The 15,097-nt window shown below is 62.2% G+C and carries 12 protein-coding genes; 6 read left to right on the top strand and 6 right to left on the bottom strand.

Translation table 11 applies throughout. From position 1 onward, the window contains the following. Nucleotides 1–25 precede the first annotated feature (25 nt). The 6 genes from CT676_RS24630 to CT676_RS24605 form a co-directional block, all read right to left on the bottom strand. Nucleotides 26–790: an outer membrane beta-barrel protein gene (locus CT676_RS24630; protein ID WP_161495917.1), complete on the bottom strand. Its 765-nt coding sequence runs from the start codon at nucleotides 788–790 to the stop codon at nucleotides 26–28. 292 nt (nucleotides 791–1,082) lie between these two features. Continuing rightward, the gene (locus tag CT676_RS46100) at nucleotides 1,083–1,205 is read right to left on the bottom strand and encodes a hypothetical protein (protein ID WP_256376419.1); all 123 of its coding nucleotides are present in this window, start codon (nucleotides 1,203–1,205) and stop codon (nucleotides 1,083–1,085) included. Between the two features lie 135 nt (nucleotides 1,206–1,340). After that, entirely contained in the window at nucleotides 1,341–1,568 is a 228-nt protein-coding gene (locus CT676_RS24625; protein WP_135215575.1) for a hypothetical protein, read from the bottom strand. Further along, a complete protein-coding gene (locus CT676_RS24620; protein ID WP_085404147.1) occupies nucleotides 1,568–2,293 on the bottom strand; it encodes a response regulator transcription factor in 726 nt (241 codons plus the stop codon). The genes CT676_RS24625 and CT676_RS24620 overlap by 1 nt, the downstream gene beginning before the upstream one ends. After that, nucleotides 2,286–3,878, bottom strand: coding sequence for a DUF4118 domain-containing protein (locus tag CT676_RS24615; protein WP_161495916.1), 1,593 nt, complete (start codon nucleotides 3,876–3,878; stop codon nucleotides 2,286–2,288). The genes CT676_RS24620 and CT676_RS24615 overlap by 8 nt, the downstream gene beginning before the upstream one ends. 446 nt (nucleotides 3,879–4,324) lie before the next feature. Next, complete coding sequence (locus tag CT676_RS24605; protein WP_085404145.1) at nucleotides 4,325–4,900, bottom strand: hypothetical protein; 576 nt, start codon at nucleotides 4,898–4,900, stop codon at nucleotides 4,325–4,327. A gap of 442 nt (nucleotides 4,901–5,342) precedes the next feature. On the opposite strand from CT676_RS24605, the gene CT676_RS24600 reads away from it, so the two are divergent. From CT676_RS24600 to CT676_RS24575, 6 genes are all read left to right on the top strand, one after another. Beyond that, nucleotides 5,343–6,965, top strand: coding sequence for an outer membrane beta-barrel protein (locus tag CT676_RS24600; protein ID WP_085404209.1), 1,623 nt, complete (start codon nucleotides 5,343–5,345; stop codon nucleotides 6,963–6,965). 65 nt (nucleotides 6,966–7,030) lie between these two features. Further along, a complete protein-coding gene (locus tag CT676_RS24595; RefSeq protein WP_071915194.1) occupies nucleotides 7,031–7,756 on the top strand; it encodes an outer membrane beta-barrel protein in 726 nt (241 codons plus the stop codon). A gap of 518 nt (nucleotides 7,757–8,274) precedes the next feature. After that, entirely contained in the window at nucleotides 8,275–9,504 is a 1,230-nt protein-coding gene (locus tag CT676_RS24590) for an efflux RND transporter periplasmic adaptor subunit (protein ID WP_085404144.1), read from the top strand. 20 nt (nucleotides 9,505–9,524) lie between these two features. After that, nucleotides 9,525–12,683, top strand: a complete 3,159-nt coding sequence (locus CT676_RS24585; RefSeq protein ID WP_135215573.1) for a CusA/CzcA family heavy metal efflux RND transporter — start codon at nucleotides 9,525–9,527, stop codon at nucleotides 12,681–12,683. A gap of 83 nt (nucleotides 12,684–12,766) precedes the next feature. Beyond that, nucleotides 12,767–14,101 carry a TolC family outer membrane protein gene (locus CT676_RS24580; protein WP_094184388.1) on the top strand — a complete coding sequence of 445 codons (1,335 nt, stop codon included), beginning with the start codon at nucleotides 12,767–12,769 and terminating at the stop codon, nucleotides 14,099–14,101. A gap of 26 nt (nucleotides 14,102–14,127) precedes the next feature. Beyond that, on the top strand, nucleotides 14,128–14,385 hold the full coding sequence (locus CT676_RS24575) for a hypothetical protein (RefSeq protein WP_085404141.1): 258 nt from the start codon (nucleotides 14,128–14,130) through the stop codon (nucleotides 14,383–14,385). Nucleotides 14,386–15,097 lie beyond the last annotated feature (712 nt).

Below are 15,097 nucleotides of genomic sequence, written 5' to 3'. Positions count from 1 at the left end.
GGGGTTGGAGGTTTGCCGAGAGACTTCAGTATTTGGCGACGACAGGGGCATCCCAATGGAATTTGTAGTTTAGGCCGACCAGCGCGGTCGAGGCACGCTGCTGGACGTTGATGACTTCACCCGCGCCGCCGCCGGCCAGTGTGAACGCCCGCGCGCTGTCGTCGAGGAACCACATGTAGTTATACTCGGCGAAGACCGACCAGTTCGGCGCGAACATCCATTCGGCGCCGATACCGATGGTCATGCCGGGCTGCATGAAGCTTGCGGACTCGATCAGCGCGCCGCCAGGCGCAAAGACCTGGTTGCGTTCCCGAATGAAGGCCGCACCGCCCTTGAGATAGCCGAGGAATTGCGGCGTCCAGAGATAGCCGATGCGGCCGGTCGCGGTGTAGATCTCTTTCAGGTTGTTCGCTTCGGAGAAGGCGGGGAAGTCGGTCAAGGCGTGGCTGCCCTTGATATTGCCGAAATCGAAGCTGCCGCCGACGCCGAACACCAGATTGCCGGTCTGGAAATCGCAACCGACCTGGCCGCCGCCGATCACGCCGCTGTCCTTCTCGCGGCCGTAGTCGTTCGGTGCAGCCACGCCGCCGACGTCGAGCGCGCGGGCCGTATTCAGCCGTGTCCAGCCGCCACCGACATTGGCGCCGAGGTAGCAGCCGGTCCAGTTGTAGAGCGGAGCGGCAGCCATTGGCCGCGCCTTCAACGGCAGATCGGCAGCGACTGCGGCGCTCGCCGCGCCGAGCCCGATCAGCACACTTGCGACAACAAGAGATTTCAATCGTCCGTACATTCGAGCCCCCTGCATGGCCATGAGGCCAATTCACCTTCGGAGATGATGTTAGGGACAGCGCACGGATTCCGCGATGCCGAAAGGGCTGCTTGAGCGCGCGGAGGTCGCTTTTTGCGCGCGCGTTGTACGCTCGCGACATCGCAAAATGCCGAAAAGAATTAAGGAAAAATAGCTTCCGGACTCGCGGAGTGGTTTCGGTAAATTGAGACGCCGGACATGGCCGCGCGATACGTCGAAGGTCGCCTGAGATTGTATCACTGTGTTTGTGCCGGTGGTCCGGTGCGCAATCCCGTCAATCCCTGTCGCGCGTTCGCCAGGCGAAGATGATGAAGATTGCGACAACGGCCGCGCCCGCAAGCATCCAGTACTGGGCGTCAATGCCAAAAACGCTAAATGTTTGAATGAGGAAGTCCACGGCACTCGCCCTTTTGTTGGGCAAGCTACGCGGTTCGGGGATGGAAATATATTATTTTTATACGATGGGTGTTCTGCGCGTCGTGCGCAGGCATGCCAGCACTCGCGAACGGCGCAAGGTATGGGTCAGCCCTGGTCAGAGCGCGGATCGCGAGGCGCGCTCGATGACCAGTCCGTTGAGGAAATCTTCGAGCGCGATGCGTCCGGCCTCGTGTGCGGCCCGGTGCGAGCGAAACCCGGCTTCACGAAGCCTGATGCCCATCGGCTTGCGCTTGCGCCGGATTTCCCAGGACCAATCCTTACATGCATCGCCGGACCAGGACACGACGACGTGAAAGGATCGTCTTGGAGAAGGGCGAAGCATCAACTCACCCGTGCCGCCACCGGCGCGGCGTCCAGACGGTTCTGAAGGCGATAGCCGACACCCGACTCGGTCACCAGGAGACGTGGCTGGTTGGGGTCGGCCTCGATCTTCTGGCGAAGCTTGCGCACGAGGATCCGAAGGTACTGGATGTTGTCGCGCTGATTGCCGTTCCAGATATCCTTCAGGAGCTGATCGTGGGTGACGACGAGGCCGACATGCATGGCGAGAACGTGCAGCAGCCGATATTCCTTGCGCGTCAGGCGAACCAGGTTGTTGTTCAGCGAGACCGTACGGGTCACGAGATCGACAGACAGCGGGCCTGCGACCACGACCGGATTTTCCGTCGCCGACTTGAAGTACCGCCGCAAGGCGGCCTCGCTTCGCGCCAGCAGTTCGGCCATGCCGAACGGCTTGACGACGTAATCGTCGGCGCCGGCCTGGAGCAGACGTACCTTCTCGTCCTCGCCGGCAGCGACGGAAAGGATGATGATCGGCACGTTGGACCACGCGCGGATCCGCTCCAGCACCTCCGCGCCGTGAAGATCGGGTAGCGCCAGATCGAGAACGATGAGGTCAGGTGAACTGAAGGTCGCGAGCTTCAACGCCTCGGTGGCGTTTTCGGCCTCGAGCACGGCGAAGCTGTTGAGCTCGAAGCCGGCGCGGAGGAAGCGCCTGATCTTCGGTTCGTCGTCGATCAGGAGAACGACGTTTGCGGGCTTACTCATCTGTCAGCGTGATCGGTTCGGAGGTGGATGGCTCGAGCGCGGGCAGGGAGATCGATACTGTTGTTCCCTGTCCTTGGCCGCGGCTATGAACCGTGATCATGCCCTCATTGGCCTGGATGAAGGTCGAGGCGATCCAGAAGCCGAGGCCCGACCCCGGCACCGATGCCTGATGTCGCGCGCTTCGAAAGGATCGCTGCCCAAGCTTTTGCTGTTCATCGGCGGTGATACCAACGCCCTGATCGGACACGACGACGTGCACGCGATGGGGCTCGCAACGCACGTCCACGGTGATCGTCGAACCGGACGGCGAGTATTTCGCGGCGTTCTCCAGGATCTGCCCGCAAGCCTCCTCCACCAGGCCCGAGTCGACGTGGAGCAGCGGAAGATCATCTGCGAAAGTTGCCTCTATCCGATGCGCCGAAAGCCGTCGCGCGCGGCGCGTGATGGCGCCGTGGACGATATCCCTCGGGTCCGCCCATTCGCGGCGCGGACTCAGTCCGCCCGCGGCGACGCGAGTCGCGCTGAGCAGGTTGCTGATATAGCCGTCGAGATGGCTCGCCTCGTCAGAGATCGCCTCGACCAGCGCTTGTATGCGCGCGTCCCCACATATGGCTGGAATGGTCTCCAGCACGCTCGCCGAACCCTGGATCGCCGCGAGCGGCGTGCAAAGCTCGTGCGACAGTGTTCCATGGAAGGCGTCGCGTAACATTTGCGCCTGCAGGCGCAATCGCGCGCTCTCCATCACCTTGCCGATGTCGAGGCGCTGCAGCGTCAGCGCGGTCTCGTCGAGGATTGATTGGATCCGTCGAGTCCGCCGTTCAATCGCTGGCTGGGAACCCAGACCGATATTGACCGCGATCACGCCGTGAATAGCGGAATCTGACGAGATCGCCCTGAGCAGCCAGATCTCGCCGCGCTGCTCGTCGACGATGGTCCGCAACCCTGGACCCGCTCCGGAATTCATCGCTGCCGCAGTTGCCTGCACTGAAAGTGGCGCGAAGCGGGACTCAGGCGGTTCGAAATGCCCGTCCGCGGTCGTCACGAACAGAGTTGCCGCGTGACCGAAGGCGACCTCGAAATGTTGACGGATGGCGGAAATCAAGTCCGCGACCGTAAAACAGGAGGCGAGACGACGCGAGAAGTCATAGAGCGCATGCATCTCCTTCTCGCGCTGTCGCAACGTGTCCGTTTCCTTGCGCAGCCGCGAGGCCAGATTGCTGCTGACCAGCGCAACGATCAGGAACAGCAGGAGATCGACCGCCTCCTGCGGGTTGTCGACGCGAAAGCTGTAAAGAGGTTCGAAGAAGAAGAAATCCGCGGCTGCCGTGCCCGTGATCGATGCCGTCATTGCCGGCCAGACGCCCCATCGAGTCGCAGCATACATGACTGGAACGAGGTAGGCGATCGGGACCAGGCTTGACGCCAAGGTCGTGCTGAGTGCGAACAGCGCGGTGGTGACCAGTCCGATGCTCAGAACCGACAGCAACACCGGGATCACGTTGCGCCACACGACGACACGCAGCGACGCGACCTCATCCAGGGCCGGTATCCCCGAGGATGGCAATTTGGAATCGGTCTGCCGCACGCTCGTCATCGAAAACATGCGGCCCAGAGGTGGATGAAGAATCAAAGTACGTACATGCCCTTGCCGACGGCGACATCGAAAGATCCGGCTCCGGCCGCGTCGGCCGCAACGGATCAATGGTCAAACAAGACCCGATCGGACAATGTTCGGAAATTCGATGGTTATCGGCATGCGTCGACCAACGGCGCGCACCAGAACCCGTTCAATGTCGTGATGCAGACTCTTCGATGTCGTCAACTACCCGGCGAAGGAACGATGTTCCAGATCGACGTAGAAAATCTATGATGTTGGGAGTGGTTCAACATAAAAAAGAAATAGCCGCAGCCTCCGTAGTTCTACGGAAAAGGTTCGCTCCAGACTCCGCGTCAGGCGAAGTCGGGTTCTGATTCCCTCAACGATCGTACCGGGCCTCAGGGCAACGCCGCGATTCGTGGCGGTGAGGCGTCTTATGCCTGCCGGACCAAGCTCGCATATTGCAGGGCGCGCTTCTCGCCGAGAAGCTCCGGCCTAGATGCCCGGTAAAGGCCGGCTTCGTCGGCCGAGCGGGTCTGAGGCAGCGCAAGGGCCGCGACCGCCGCGGCGCTGATCTGCTTGGGCGGATAGAGATAGAAGTCCATCAGCGGCATATGCGGCCCGTGCGCACTCTGTTTCAGGACGTCACGCGCGGTCTCGCCGGCGACCGGATAGATCGCGCTCCATCCGGCGAAGCTGCTCGCCAGAATCTCCAGGGAGAGAATCGTGGTCGCGATCTGCACGAAGCCGTCATTGGCCTTCTTCGAGCTGCGGGTCGTCGAGGCTCGGCGCAGGATTCGGCGAAGCTCAGTGTGCCGTTCGATCAGCGGGCCCAAGCGAAAGTGCCAAAGCATATTGGGCAACGAGGCGAAGCCGTGAACCTCGTGATACGATTCGATCAAGCTGCAACATTGCCGCGTCAGGTCCTTCGGCAGGAAGCCGAGGTCGAACGCGACACCGTCCGCCGTTGTGTTGTCGCTGGCGCGCGCTGCACAAGTCACGGCTTCCATGATCAAACCTCGCGAAGCAAATTTGCCTACGTGGCGAGCTTAGCGAGTCCAGGCATATATCTTCGATCGACAATCTGGCGCACATACGTAGCAAAATAATAGCTGTGGCAAGCAAACGGCGCTTGGTTGCGAGTAAGTCGAGCACAGCGCGTCGCGCACTATGACGAAAATGACACAGCGCGAAGTGAACTTTTGCGCTGCATCATCGTTCTAACGGCAAAAGACCACTTTTTCGCTGACGATTTGAGCAAACGCGGTGAGCATCTGATGCTTACGAATGCAAATGACGCCCGCGAGGCGTCTCGCGCTATTTTATTTTAACGAACGCGCGCCGGAAACCGCATCGCTTTTTTTTGCCTGCCTCACGAAAGATTGCACCTGAAGCTTAACCAAACCGAAAGAGCGCCTGGAAGGCGTCGGTCCAACAGCTTGGGGCAATATGATGAGAAACTATCTTTTGGCGGGCGTATCGCTGGTCGCGATGGGGATTGGCGGCGCTGCCAATGCAGCGGACACGCTTCCGCCCGTGGGGAAGACGTTCTGCGATCCCTACAAGAACTATGCGTGCATGGATTCTTATCTGGGTCAGGACTTCATGACCCGCTTCATCAACTACTATCGGCTCGAATGGGGCCATGAGGCCGCGCCGTCCGATCCGAAGGCGGCGGCGTCGCGCCGCGACGGATGGCCTGCGACACCGCAGAGCATTCCGCCGATGCCGTTCACCGAATGGCCCTATGGCGGTGCGACTGCAATCGGCGTCACGCGTCCGAACTCGGTCGACAGCCCGCTGATGAACGCGATGAGCAACACGGCGGTCGGGCAGTGGATGAACGACGCGCACATTCAGGTCTATGGCTGGGTCAACGCCGGCGGCAACCTCAGCAACAACACCGTCCGCGGCGGCAATTCGCCGGCAGCATACGACTACAATCCGAACACGGTTCAGCTCGATCAGGCCGTGGTCTATATCGAGCGACTGCCCGACACAGTCCAGAAGGACCACATCGACTGGGGCTTCCGCATCGCGCCGATCTATGGCGAGAACTATCGCTACACCACGGCTTACGGCTTGTGGAGCAATCAGCTCCTCCAGCAGAACAGGAACTACGGCTATGACATGCCGATGGCCTATGGCGAGGTCTTCATTCCCTATCTGGCCGACGGCCTTCTGCTGAGGTTCGGCCGCTACATCTCGATCCCGGACATCGAGGCGCAGCTCGCGCCGAACAACTACATGTATACGCATTCGATGACGTACACGTTCGACAACTATACGAACACCGGAATTAACGCCTCGCTCGCGCTGAACAAGAACTGGATGATCCAGGGAGGATTCTCAGTCGGCACCGAAGCGATGCCCTGGCATGTCGGCGCCAAGATCGCCAACGCGAATCCAAATCCGCTGTTCCCGGACAGCACCATGCTGAAAGATCCCGGCGCGCAGCCCACCTTCAGCGCGGCCGTCCGCTACGTCACCGATAGCGGCAATGACGGCGTCTACGTGATCGCCAACGGCATCAACAACGGCACCTGGGGCTACAACAATCTCCAGTGGTACGGGTTGACCTATTATCACAAGTTCAACGATCAGTGGCACATCTCGTTCGAGACCTACAACGAGCACCAGAACAACGTGCTCAACCTCGACAATCCGGCCTCGGTCGCGCTCGTGGCCAGCGGTACACCGTTCTCGCTCGACGTCATGCCCTGGAACGCACCATTCGGCGCGCATTGCGGCAACGCAACCCAGCTCTCGTGCACGGCGTCGGTCCAGACCTTCCTGACCTACGTGAACTACAGCCCGACGAAGATGGACAACATCTCCTATCGTCTCGAGTGGTTCGACGACAAGCAGGGACAGCGTACCGGCGTGAAGACGCGCTACGTCGAGACCGGGATCGGCTGGCAGCACTGGTTCTCGCCGCAGATCGAGATCCGGCCCGAAGTGTCGGTGTATCACGCGCTGGACGCGCCGGCGTTCAACGGTAACGCCAACTTCGGCATTCCCCCGAACAAGAAGACGGCCGTCATCGGTTCGGCGGACATCATCATCCACTTCTGATTCTGCGGACGGGTGGCGCCGCGAGCGCCACCCACTTCGGAAGAGACATTCGACAGGGGCTAACAATGAAAAAGATTCTTCTCACAACGGTTGCATTGGGCGCATTGACGGCGATGTCGCCGGCGTTTGGCGCCGATCTCCCGATCTACGGCAAGGCTCCGCCAGTCGCCGCGCCGGCCTATGACTGGTCCGGCTTCTATGTCGGCGTCTTCGGCGGCTGGGGGCTCGGCAATCACAACGTGAACAACGCCACCGGACCGGTGGGCTTCGCCAACTTCACGGCGAACTACGAATCGACGGGTGGCTTCGGCGGCGGCGAGATCGGCGCCAACTGGCAGAGCGGCAACATCGTCGTCGGTATCGAAGCAGACGGCTTTGGCGCTGACATCAAGGGCAACGACAATTTCGCGCTCGGCTGGAATGACGCGACAAAGCTGGGCTGGGGTGCCACGCTCCGGGGGCGCGGCGGCATCGCGGTCGACCGCCTGTTGCTGTTCTTCACGGGCGGTTGGGCTTATGGCGAGCTGACGCACACCAACACCAATCCCGGCGTCGGCGTGGACACGTTCAAGGCCACACGGAGCGGCCTGACCGCCGGCGGTGGCATCGCTTATGCGTTCACCAACAATCTGATCGGAAAGTTCGAGTATCGCTATTTCGACTACGGCACGTTCCATCGCGATGCGCCGACCAACGGTGTGCTGCCGTACACGGTGGCGAACACCTATTCGACCGTGATGGTCGGGCTCGACTTCAAGTTCGGCGGCAACGCGGTGGTCGCGAAGTATTGACGCCAGGAGGCAGGGGGACTGCATGATCGGCTCGAGACGAAGACTGAAAGTTGCGGCGATGATCGCTCTCGTTGGGCTTGGCGCTTGCCTTGCCGGATGCGTGAGCGATCTCGGTGCCACTGCAACAGATGCGCCGGGTACTCACCAGATGCGCTACTATGGCGGGCCCAAATATCCGATGTGGCCGAGCCAATGAGATCGATCGGCACGGCGTGCCCTGTGAGCGGACGCGCCGTGCGGATCGTGATCTCTGTTGCCGCGAGCGTGATGCTGAGAGGACGTGCTGTCAGTTCTGTGCAAGCGAACCATGCTACGCGCTGCCGACGCCTTGACAGCCTGGGAGCATCACGGCGGATCGCCGACGGCATGTCCGGCAATCACGGTCCGATGCGGTACGACCGCGGGTCGAGATCTCCAATGTGGCGCGGCCGCGTTCAGAATTGAGCCCCGTTTGGGCAAGTAAGCCAAGGCCTCGCAGGAGGCACGGGAGTGCATGAGTCAATGCGCACGTTTGCATCATGAACGCCGGTTCGAGCCTTAGCCGGAAAAGAGTCGTTACGCTTGCGGCTGCGGCGATCGCGCTTGCCATTGGGGCCGTCGGCGCGACGCGGTTGCTCGCGTCACATGGCAAATCCATGGAGATGTCGAGCCAGGCCAAGGTAAAGCCGCCGCGCTACGTTCCGACCGCATCCGAGCTGGCCACGCTCTCGATTGCGCCGGTGACGGAGCGGGTGTTTCGTGCGGAGCACGTCACGGAGGGCAAGATCGCCGTTAACGAAGACAGGTCCACGCCGATCTTCTCGCCCTATGCGGGCCGTGTCGTGAAACTTCTGGTGAAGCCCAGCGATGTCGTCGAGCGCGGGCAGCCGCTGTTCGTGGTCGAAGCCACCGACACCGTGCAGGGCCTGAACGATTTCGTGACGGCGCTCGGTAGCCTCAATACTGCGCGCTCCAAGCTCAACCTCGCGCAGATCGTCGAGAAGCGCGCCAACGATCTCTATGCCGGCAAAGCGGTGCCTCTCAAGGACTGGCAGCAGGCGCAGGCCGATCTCATCACAGCGCAGAATGACATGCGCTCGGCGGAGACCGCACTCGAGGCGGCGCACAATCGGCTGCGCATCCTGGGGCGGTCCGAGGATCAGATCATCAAATTCCAGGAGACGCGCCAGATCAGCGCCGAGACGCCGATCACTTCGCCAATCGGCGGGACGGTCGTGCAGCGCAAGATCGGTCCCGGCCAGTTCATCAGCAGCAGTGCCAGCGATCCGGTGTTCGTGATCGGGGACCTCTCGACGGTCTGGCTCACGGCCTTCGTGCGCGAGAGCGAGGCTGCGGACATCGCCATCGGACAGGATATCGCCTTTACGGTGCTGGCGCTTCCCGGTCGCGAGTTCAAGGCGCGTGTGGATTACGTCGCCGCCGCGATCGATCCGTCAACGCGGCGTCTCATGGTCCGCGCCACCATCGACAACAGGGACGGATCGCTCAAGCCGGAAATGTTCGCCAACGTTACGGTCTATGCCGGCGAAAACCGTCCCTCAGTCGGCGTGCCGAAGCAGGCTCTAATCTTCGAGGGCGATCGTGTCCGGGTTTGGGTTTCGCGCGACGACGGTTCCGTCGAGCTGCGCGAAATCCAGATCGGGTTGACCAATGGCGACCTCGTTGAGGTGCGCGGCAACCTGAAGGCCGGCGAAAAGATCGTCACGCGCGGAAGCCTGTTCATCGACCGTGCCGCTTCCGGCAGCTAACTCAAGGCAAGCCGGTTCACATGGAACGTCTCGTCGCCTTCGCAGTCAGTCGCCGCTTCCTCATGGTCGGCCTGTTCGCCGCCATGCTGGCCGGCGGCCTGATCGCGTTTCAGCAGCTCAACATCGAAGCGTATCCCGATCCGACGCCGCCGATGGTCGACATCGTGACGCAAAGTCCGGGGCTGTCGGCCGAGGAGATCGAGCGCTACATCACGATCCCGCTGGAGACTCAGGTTGCCGGCATCAAGAACATGAAGGTGATCCGGACCATCTCGTTGTACGGCTTGTCCGACGTCAAGCTGCAGTTCTCATTCGACTACACCTACGAGCAGGCCCTCCAGCAGGTTCTGAACCGCCTCTCGCAATTACCGCCGTTGCCGAACAATGCGCAGCCGCAGATCTCGCCGCTGAGTCCGATCGGAGAAATCTATCGCTACCGGCTGGTGGGGCCGCCCAACTACTCCGTGCTCGATCTGAAGACGTTGCAGGATTGGGTCCTGCAACGGCGTTTCCGCACCGTCCCGGGCGTGATCGATGTAACTGGCTGGGGTGGCAAGACCAAAACCTACGAGGTTGAGGCTGATTTCAACAAGCTCGTGGCGAACGGCTTGACGCTCCCGCAACTTCAACAGGCCATCAACAACGCCAACGTCAACGTTGGCGGCAACACCGTCAATATCGGCCCGCAATCCGCCGTTGTTCGCGGCGTCGGCCTGATCCGTTCGATCCACGCGCTCGAAAATACGATGGTGGCCTCCAATGGCGGCACGCCGGTGCTGGTCCGCGACGTCGCGACTGTCACCGTCGGCGAGCAACCGCGGCTCGGGATCGCCGGCCAGGATCAGGACGACGACATCGTTCAGGGCATCGTCCTGATGCGCCGCGGAGAGCAGAGCTCGCCGACCATTTCGCGCGTCGAAGAGCTCGTCGCCAGCATCAACAATTCGTCGATCCTGCCCCCTGGCGTGCGCATCGAGCGCATCTATGACCGCAAGGACCTGATCCAGACCACGACCCACACCGTGCTGGAGAACATGGTGGTCGGAATCGGCCTGATCGTGCTGTTGCAGTGGATCTTCCTTGGGGACCTGCGCAGCGCGATGATCGTCGGCGCAACGATTCCGTTTGCATTGTTTTTCGCGGTCACCATCCTCGTGCTGCGAGGCGAATCCGCCAATCTGCTATCGGTCGGGGCGATCGATTTCGGGCTGATCGTGGATGCGACCGTGATCATGGTGGAGGCGATCTTCCGGCGCCTGTCGCATACCGAGCGGCTGACGCCGGGCGAGCGGGCGACGATCTCGTCGCGCACCGTCATGGACATGAAGCATCATGCCATCCTGACGGCTGGCTCCGACGTGTCGCGCTCGATCTTCTTCGCCGCAGCCATCATAATCGCGGCCTTTTTGCCGCTGTTCACCTTGAGCGGCGTCGAAGGCAATATTTTTGGTCCGATGGCACGGACTTATGCTTATGCCCTCGCAGGCGGCCTGCTTGCAACCTTCACGGTCACGCCGGCGCTGAGCGCCATTATCCTTCCGGCCCATGTCGAGGAGACCGAGACGTTTCTGATGCGTTGGGTGCATCGGCTCTATATGCCAGTGCTGGCGCGATCGCTCGCACATCGCCGCGTCGTGCTGGCGGGCGGCGCCGTCCTGGTCCTGATCACGGTCGTCGCCGTGCGATTGCTCGGGCTCGAGTTTCTGCCCAAGCTGGAGGAGGGCAATCTCTGGATCCGCGCAACCTTGCCGCCGACCATCTCGCTCCAGGAGGGTAACTCCTACGTCAACCAGATGCGCAAGGTGATCGCTGCCCGGCCAGAGGTCGAGTCGGTGGTATCGCAACATGGCCGGCCAGACGACGGTACCGACGCCGCCGGCTTCTTCAACGCAGAATTCTTTGCGCCGCTCAAGCCCGCCAAGGAATGGCCTGAGGGCGAGGACAAGGACGCGCTGACCGCCATGCTGCTGGGGCAGCTTCAGGAAAAGTTTCCGGGCGTCGAGTTCAACTTCTCGCAATATCTCCAGGACAATGTCTCGGAGGCCGTGTCGGGCGTGAAGGGCGAAAACTCGATCAAGCTGTATGGCAGTGACCTCCAGGCGTTGACGGACACCGCAAACAAGATCAAGGCGCAGCTCGCCACCGTTCTGGGGATCACTGACCTTGCGGTCTTCACCTCGCTCGGCCAACCGACCATCCAGATCGATGTCGACCGTGCCCGCGCCGCGCGGTACGGGCTGTCGCCGGGCGATATCAATGCGACGATCAAGACCGCGATCGGTGGCGACAGCGCCGGGGACCTCTACGAGCCGGGCTCCGACCGGCATTTCCCGATCATCGTCCGCCTTGCACCACAGTTCCGAAAGAGCGCCGAGGCAATCCAGAATTTGCGAATTGGGGCGCAGGGGCCGAACGGCGTCACGCAGGTGCCGCTGAGCGAAGTCGCGACAGTCAAGGTCCTGTCCGGCGCCGCCTATATCTATCGTGAGCAGCAGGAACGCTATCTGCCGATCAAATTCTCGGTGCGCGAGCGCGATCTCGGCAGCGCCATCCAGGAGGCGCAGGAGAAGGTCGCGGCCAACGTGCAATTGCCGGCGGGCTCGCATCTCGAATGGGTCGGCGAATTCGGCAATTTACAGGATGCGATCCGGCGGCTGTCGATCGTGGTGCCGATCAGCCTCGCGCTGATCGCCATGCTGATCTGGTTCAATTTCGGCTCGATCATCGACACCGTCCTGACCATGAGTGTGATCCCGATGGCCGTGCTCGGCGGCATCCTGGGCCTGCTCGTGACCGGCATTCCCTTCAGCGTCTCGGCGGCAATCGGCTTCATTGCACTGTTCGGCATCTCGGTGATGGACGGAATCATCATCCTGTCCCAGTACAACGCGCTGATCGACGAGGGTATGGAACGCGGTGCCGCGATCCTCCGCACCGGCGAGCTTCAGCTTCGTCCGGTGCTGATGACCTGCGTGGTCGCGGGCATTGGGCTCTTGCCCGCGGCGCTCTCCAGCGGCATCGGCTCGCAGGTGCAGAAGCCGCTTGCGGTCGTGGTTGTCGCCGGAATGATGCTGGCGCCGATCGTCATTCTGGTCACGCTGCCAGCACTGATCTCGATGTTCTCGCGGCGGACCCGGCCGGGCCTGGCGGCGCAGCCTCAGTTGGCGCCGGCAGAATGAGGTGGGGCGTGCGTAACAAGATCGTCAGGGGGGCTGTGCGAGCGTCCGGCCGGACACTGGTACTTTTCCTTGCCGGGGCGGCGATGACGGTTTGCGTGCCATCGCGCGCGGAAACGCTGTCCGAGGCGTTGGTCCGGGCCTATCAGTCGAGCCCGCAGCTCAACGCCGATCGTGCCCGGCAGCGCGGCACGGACGAGAACGTGCCGCAGGCGCTCGCCGGCTACCGGCCGCAGGTGGTCGCGAGCCTCAGCGCGGGTTTGCAGGCGGTCAGGAATACGCTGCCCGACAATACGATCCAGGGCGCGACGCTGCGTCCGTGGACGATTGGCGTGACCGTCAGCCAGGTTCTGTTCAACGGCTTCAAGACCGCCAACAGCGTGCGCGTCGCCGAGTATCAGGTTCTGTCGGGGCGCGAGGCGCTGCGTAACACCGGGCAGGGCGTGCTGCTCGACGCCGTCACGGCCTATATGAACGTATTGGCCAATCAGGCCCTGGTTGAGGCGCAGCGCACCAACGTCGCAGTGCTGCGTGAGATCCAGGCGACGACGAAGAAGCGTCTCGATGCGGGCGATGTGACGCCGACCGATACGGCCCAGGCCGAGGCGCGCCTCAGTCGGGGCCTTGCCGATCTCAATGCCGCTGAGGTGACGCTTGCCATCAGCAAAGCGACCTACGTCCAGGTGATCGGCGGGCCGCCCGGTCAGTTGACGCCGGCCACGCCGGTCGATCGGTTATCGCCAGTGACGATGCCGGCATCGATCGAGACCGCCAATCACGAGCATCCGGCGGTGCTCGGTGCGGGCTACGATGTCGACGTCGCGCAGACCACGATCGAGGTCGCAGAAGGCAGTCTGCTCCCGACGGTTGCCGTACAGGCGAACGCCAGCCGCTCCAAGGATTCGGATTCCACGCTGAGCACGTTTGCGACCAATCAGGCCTCGATCCTCGGCCAGATCAACGTACCAATCTATGACGGCGGTACCGCGGCCTCCCAGACGCGCCAGGCCAAGGAACTCGCCTCGCAAAGCCGTCTGGTGCTTGAGCAGGTCAGGAGCCAGTCGCGGACGGCGGTTGTCGGCGCGTGGGTGTCCAATGAGGGCACCAAGGTCGCACTGACAGCGGCCGAGTCGGAGGCGAAGGCGGCAGACGTCGCATTGCAGGGCGTCCGCCGCGAGGCGGCCGGTGGCCAGCGCACCACGATCGACGTGCTCAACGCCCAGCAGGACCTCACCGCGGCCCGTTCGCGTCAGATCCAGGCGCAGCGCGACCGGGTGATCGCTTCCTACACGCTGCTCAGCGCCGTCGGCCGGCTGGATGTCCGCACGCTCAATCTCGATACGCCGGATTATCTGCCGGAGGCCCACTATCACCAGGTGCGCGACGCTTGGCACGGCGTACGCACACCATCCGGACAATAGGCGTTCGCGCCGCAGGAGGAATGAGCATGATCGGCGGAAGGCGCGCACTCCCGGCTCTCGTTGTTGCCGTCGCGGCCGTGCTGGCCTCCACTTTCGTAGCCAACGCACAGGGTTTTGGCCGAGGCCGCGGCAACTCAGGTCCGCCCGTCGAAAGCCGGCCAAAGGTCGACGAGAAGGCTTACAAGGCCGCGCTGGACAGGATTCCGGTGCCTGACGAGAAGTACGATCCCTGGGGTGGCGCCCGCGCCACTGATGCGGCAAAGGCGTCCAAGAAGAAGAACTAGCGCACCGCCGGCCGACGACCGTTCGCCAGCATTGCGACGACCGTCATGGCCGCCAAATGTCTGCCGTTGCTCGCGACGGCGACTGATGAACTTCGGTTCTCGGGCAGTCGTGCCCACTATGCGGCGCCTATATGAGCGGACGCCGGGCTATCTCGATTTCCTATCCGATCACCCACATCATGCTTCCATGCGATATCCGTTCGTGGAGGCCAGGGTGCCTAGGCGGCGATCACATCGCAGCCGGTTTGCCCTCGAGGATCGAACCAATTCATTCCGGATTGACCGCGATCTCACTCCCAAGAGTGCGAACCAAGAGTGCGAACGCGGGTATCGGCGGCGTCTGGCTTCGGGGGCAATATGGCAAGGGAATCGTTCGCTAGGCTGATGCTCCTCACTTATCGCGCCCTTGAGGTGCTGATGACGTTCCTGTTCCCGGCCTGGTACGGACCGTCCGCCAGATACCGGCCGGAAAATCATTACATGCGCGGCCCAGGGCCGAAATGGCGTGCGAAATATCTGGCCGAGTCTGTCTCTCCCCCCACGCGGTCGATCACCTCTTCGCGTCCTCGACAGGAATGATCGCGCGCTCATGGCTGACCCGCGGCGCTGCCTCAGCCAGCCGGAAGATCAAATACCTGACAGTCCGGGCGACGGCGCGCTTCGCGCGACGTTGAATTTGCCTTTGATGCGGCTCACATGTGGATGGAGTTGT

Origin of the sequence: Bradyrhizobium sp. MOS001 (assembly GCF_004634465.1) — a bacterium.
In the GTDB taxonomy this organism is placed as follows: domain Bacteria; phylum Pseudomonadota; class Alphaproteobacteria; order Rhizobiales; family Xanthobacteraceae; genus Bradyrhizobium; species Bradyrhizobium barranii.
This window is presented reverse-complemented; position numbering and strand designations above follow the sequence as displayed.

What these genes read in the sequence shown, in the direction of transcription:
- CT676_RS24630 (WP_161495917.1), bottom strand. Translation starts at nt 790, where the DNA reads ATGTACGGACGATTGAAATCTCTTGTTGTCGCAAGTGTGCTGATCGGG.
- CT676_RS24625 (WP_135215575.1), bottom strand. Translation starts at nt 1,568, where the DNA reads ATGCTTCGCCCTTCTCCAAGACGATCCTTTCACGTCGTCGTGTCCTGG.
- CT676_RS24620 (WP_085404147.1), bottom strand. Translation starts at nt 2,293, where the DNA reads ATGAGTAAGCCCGCAAACGTCGTTCTCCTGATCGACGACGAACCGAAG.
- CT676_RS24605 (WP_085404145.1), bottom strand. Translation starts at nt 4,900, where the DNA reads ATGGAAGCCGTGACTTGTGCAGCGCGCGCCAGCGACAACACAACGGCG.
- CT676_RS24600 (WP_085404209.1), top strand. Translation starts at nt 5,343, where the DNA reads ATGAGAAACTATCTTTTGGCGGGCGTATCGCTGGTCGCGATGGGGATT.
- CT676_RS24595 (WP_071915194.1), top strand. Translation starts at nt 7,031, where the DNA reads ATGAAAAAGATTCTTCTCACAACGGTTGCATTGGGCGCATTGACGGCG.
- CT676_RS24590 (WP_085404144.1), top strand. Translation starts at nt 8,275, where the DNA reads ATGAACGCCGGTTCGAGCCTTAGCCGGAAAAGAGTCGTTACGCTTGCG.
- CT676_RS24585 (WP_135215573.1), top strand. Translation starts at nt 9,525, where the DNA reads ATGGAACGTCTCGTCGCCTTCGCAGTCAGTCGCCGCTTCCTCATGGTC.
- CT676_RS24580 (WP_094184388.1), top strand. Translation starts at nt 12,767, where the DNA reads ATGACGGTTTGCGTGCCATCGCGCGCGGAAACGCTGTCCGAGGCGTTG.
- CT676_RS24575 (WP_085404141.1), top strand. Translation starts at nt 14,128, where the DNA reads ATGATCGGCGGAAGGCGCGCACTCCCGGCTCTCGTTGTTGCCGTCGCG.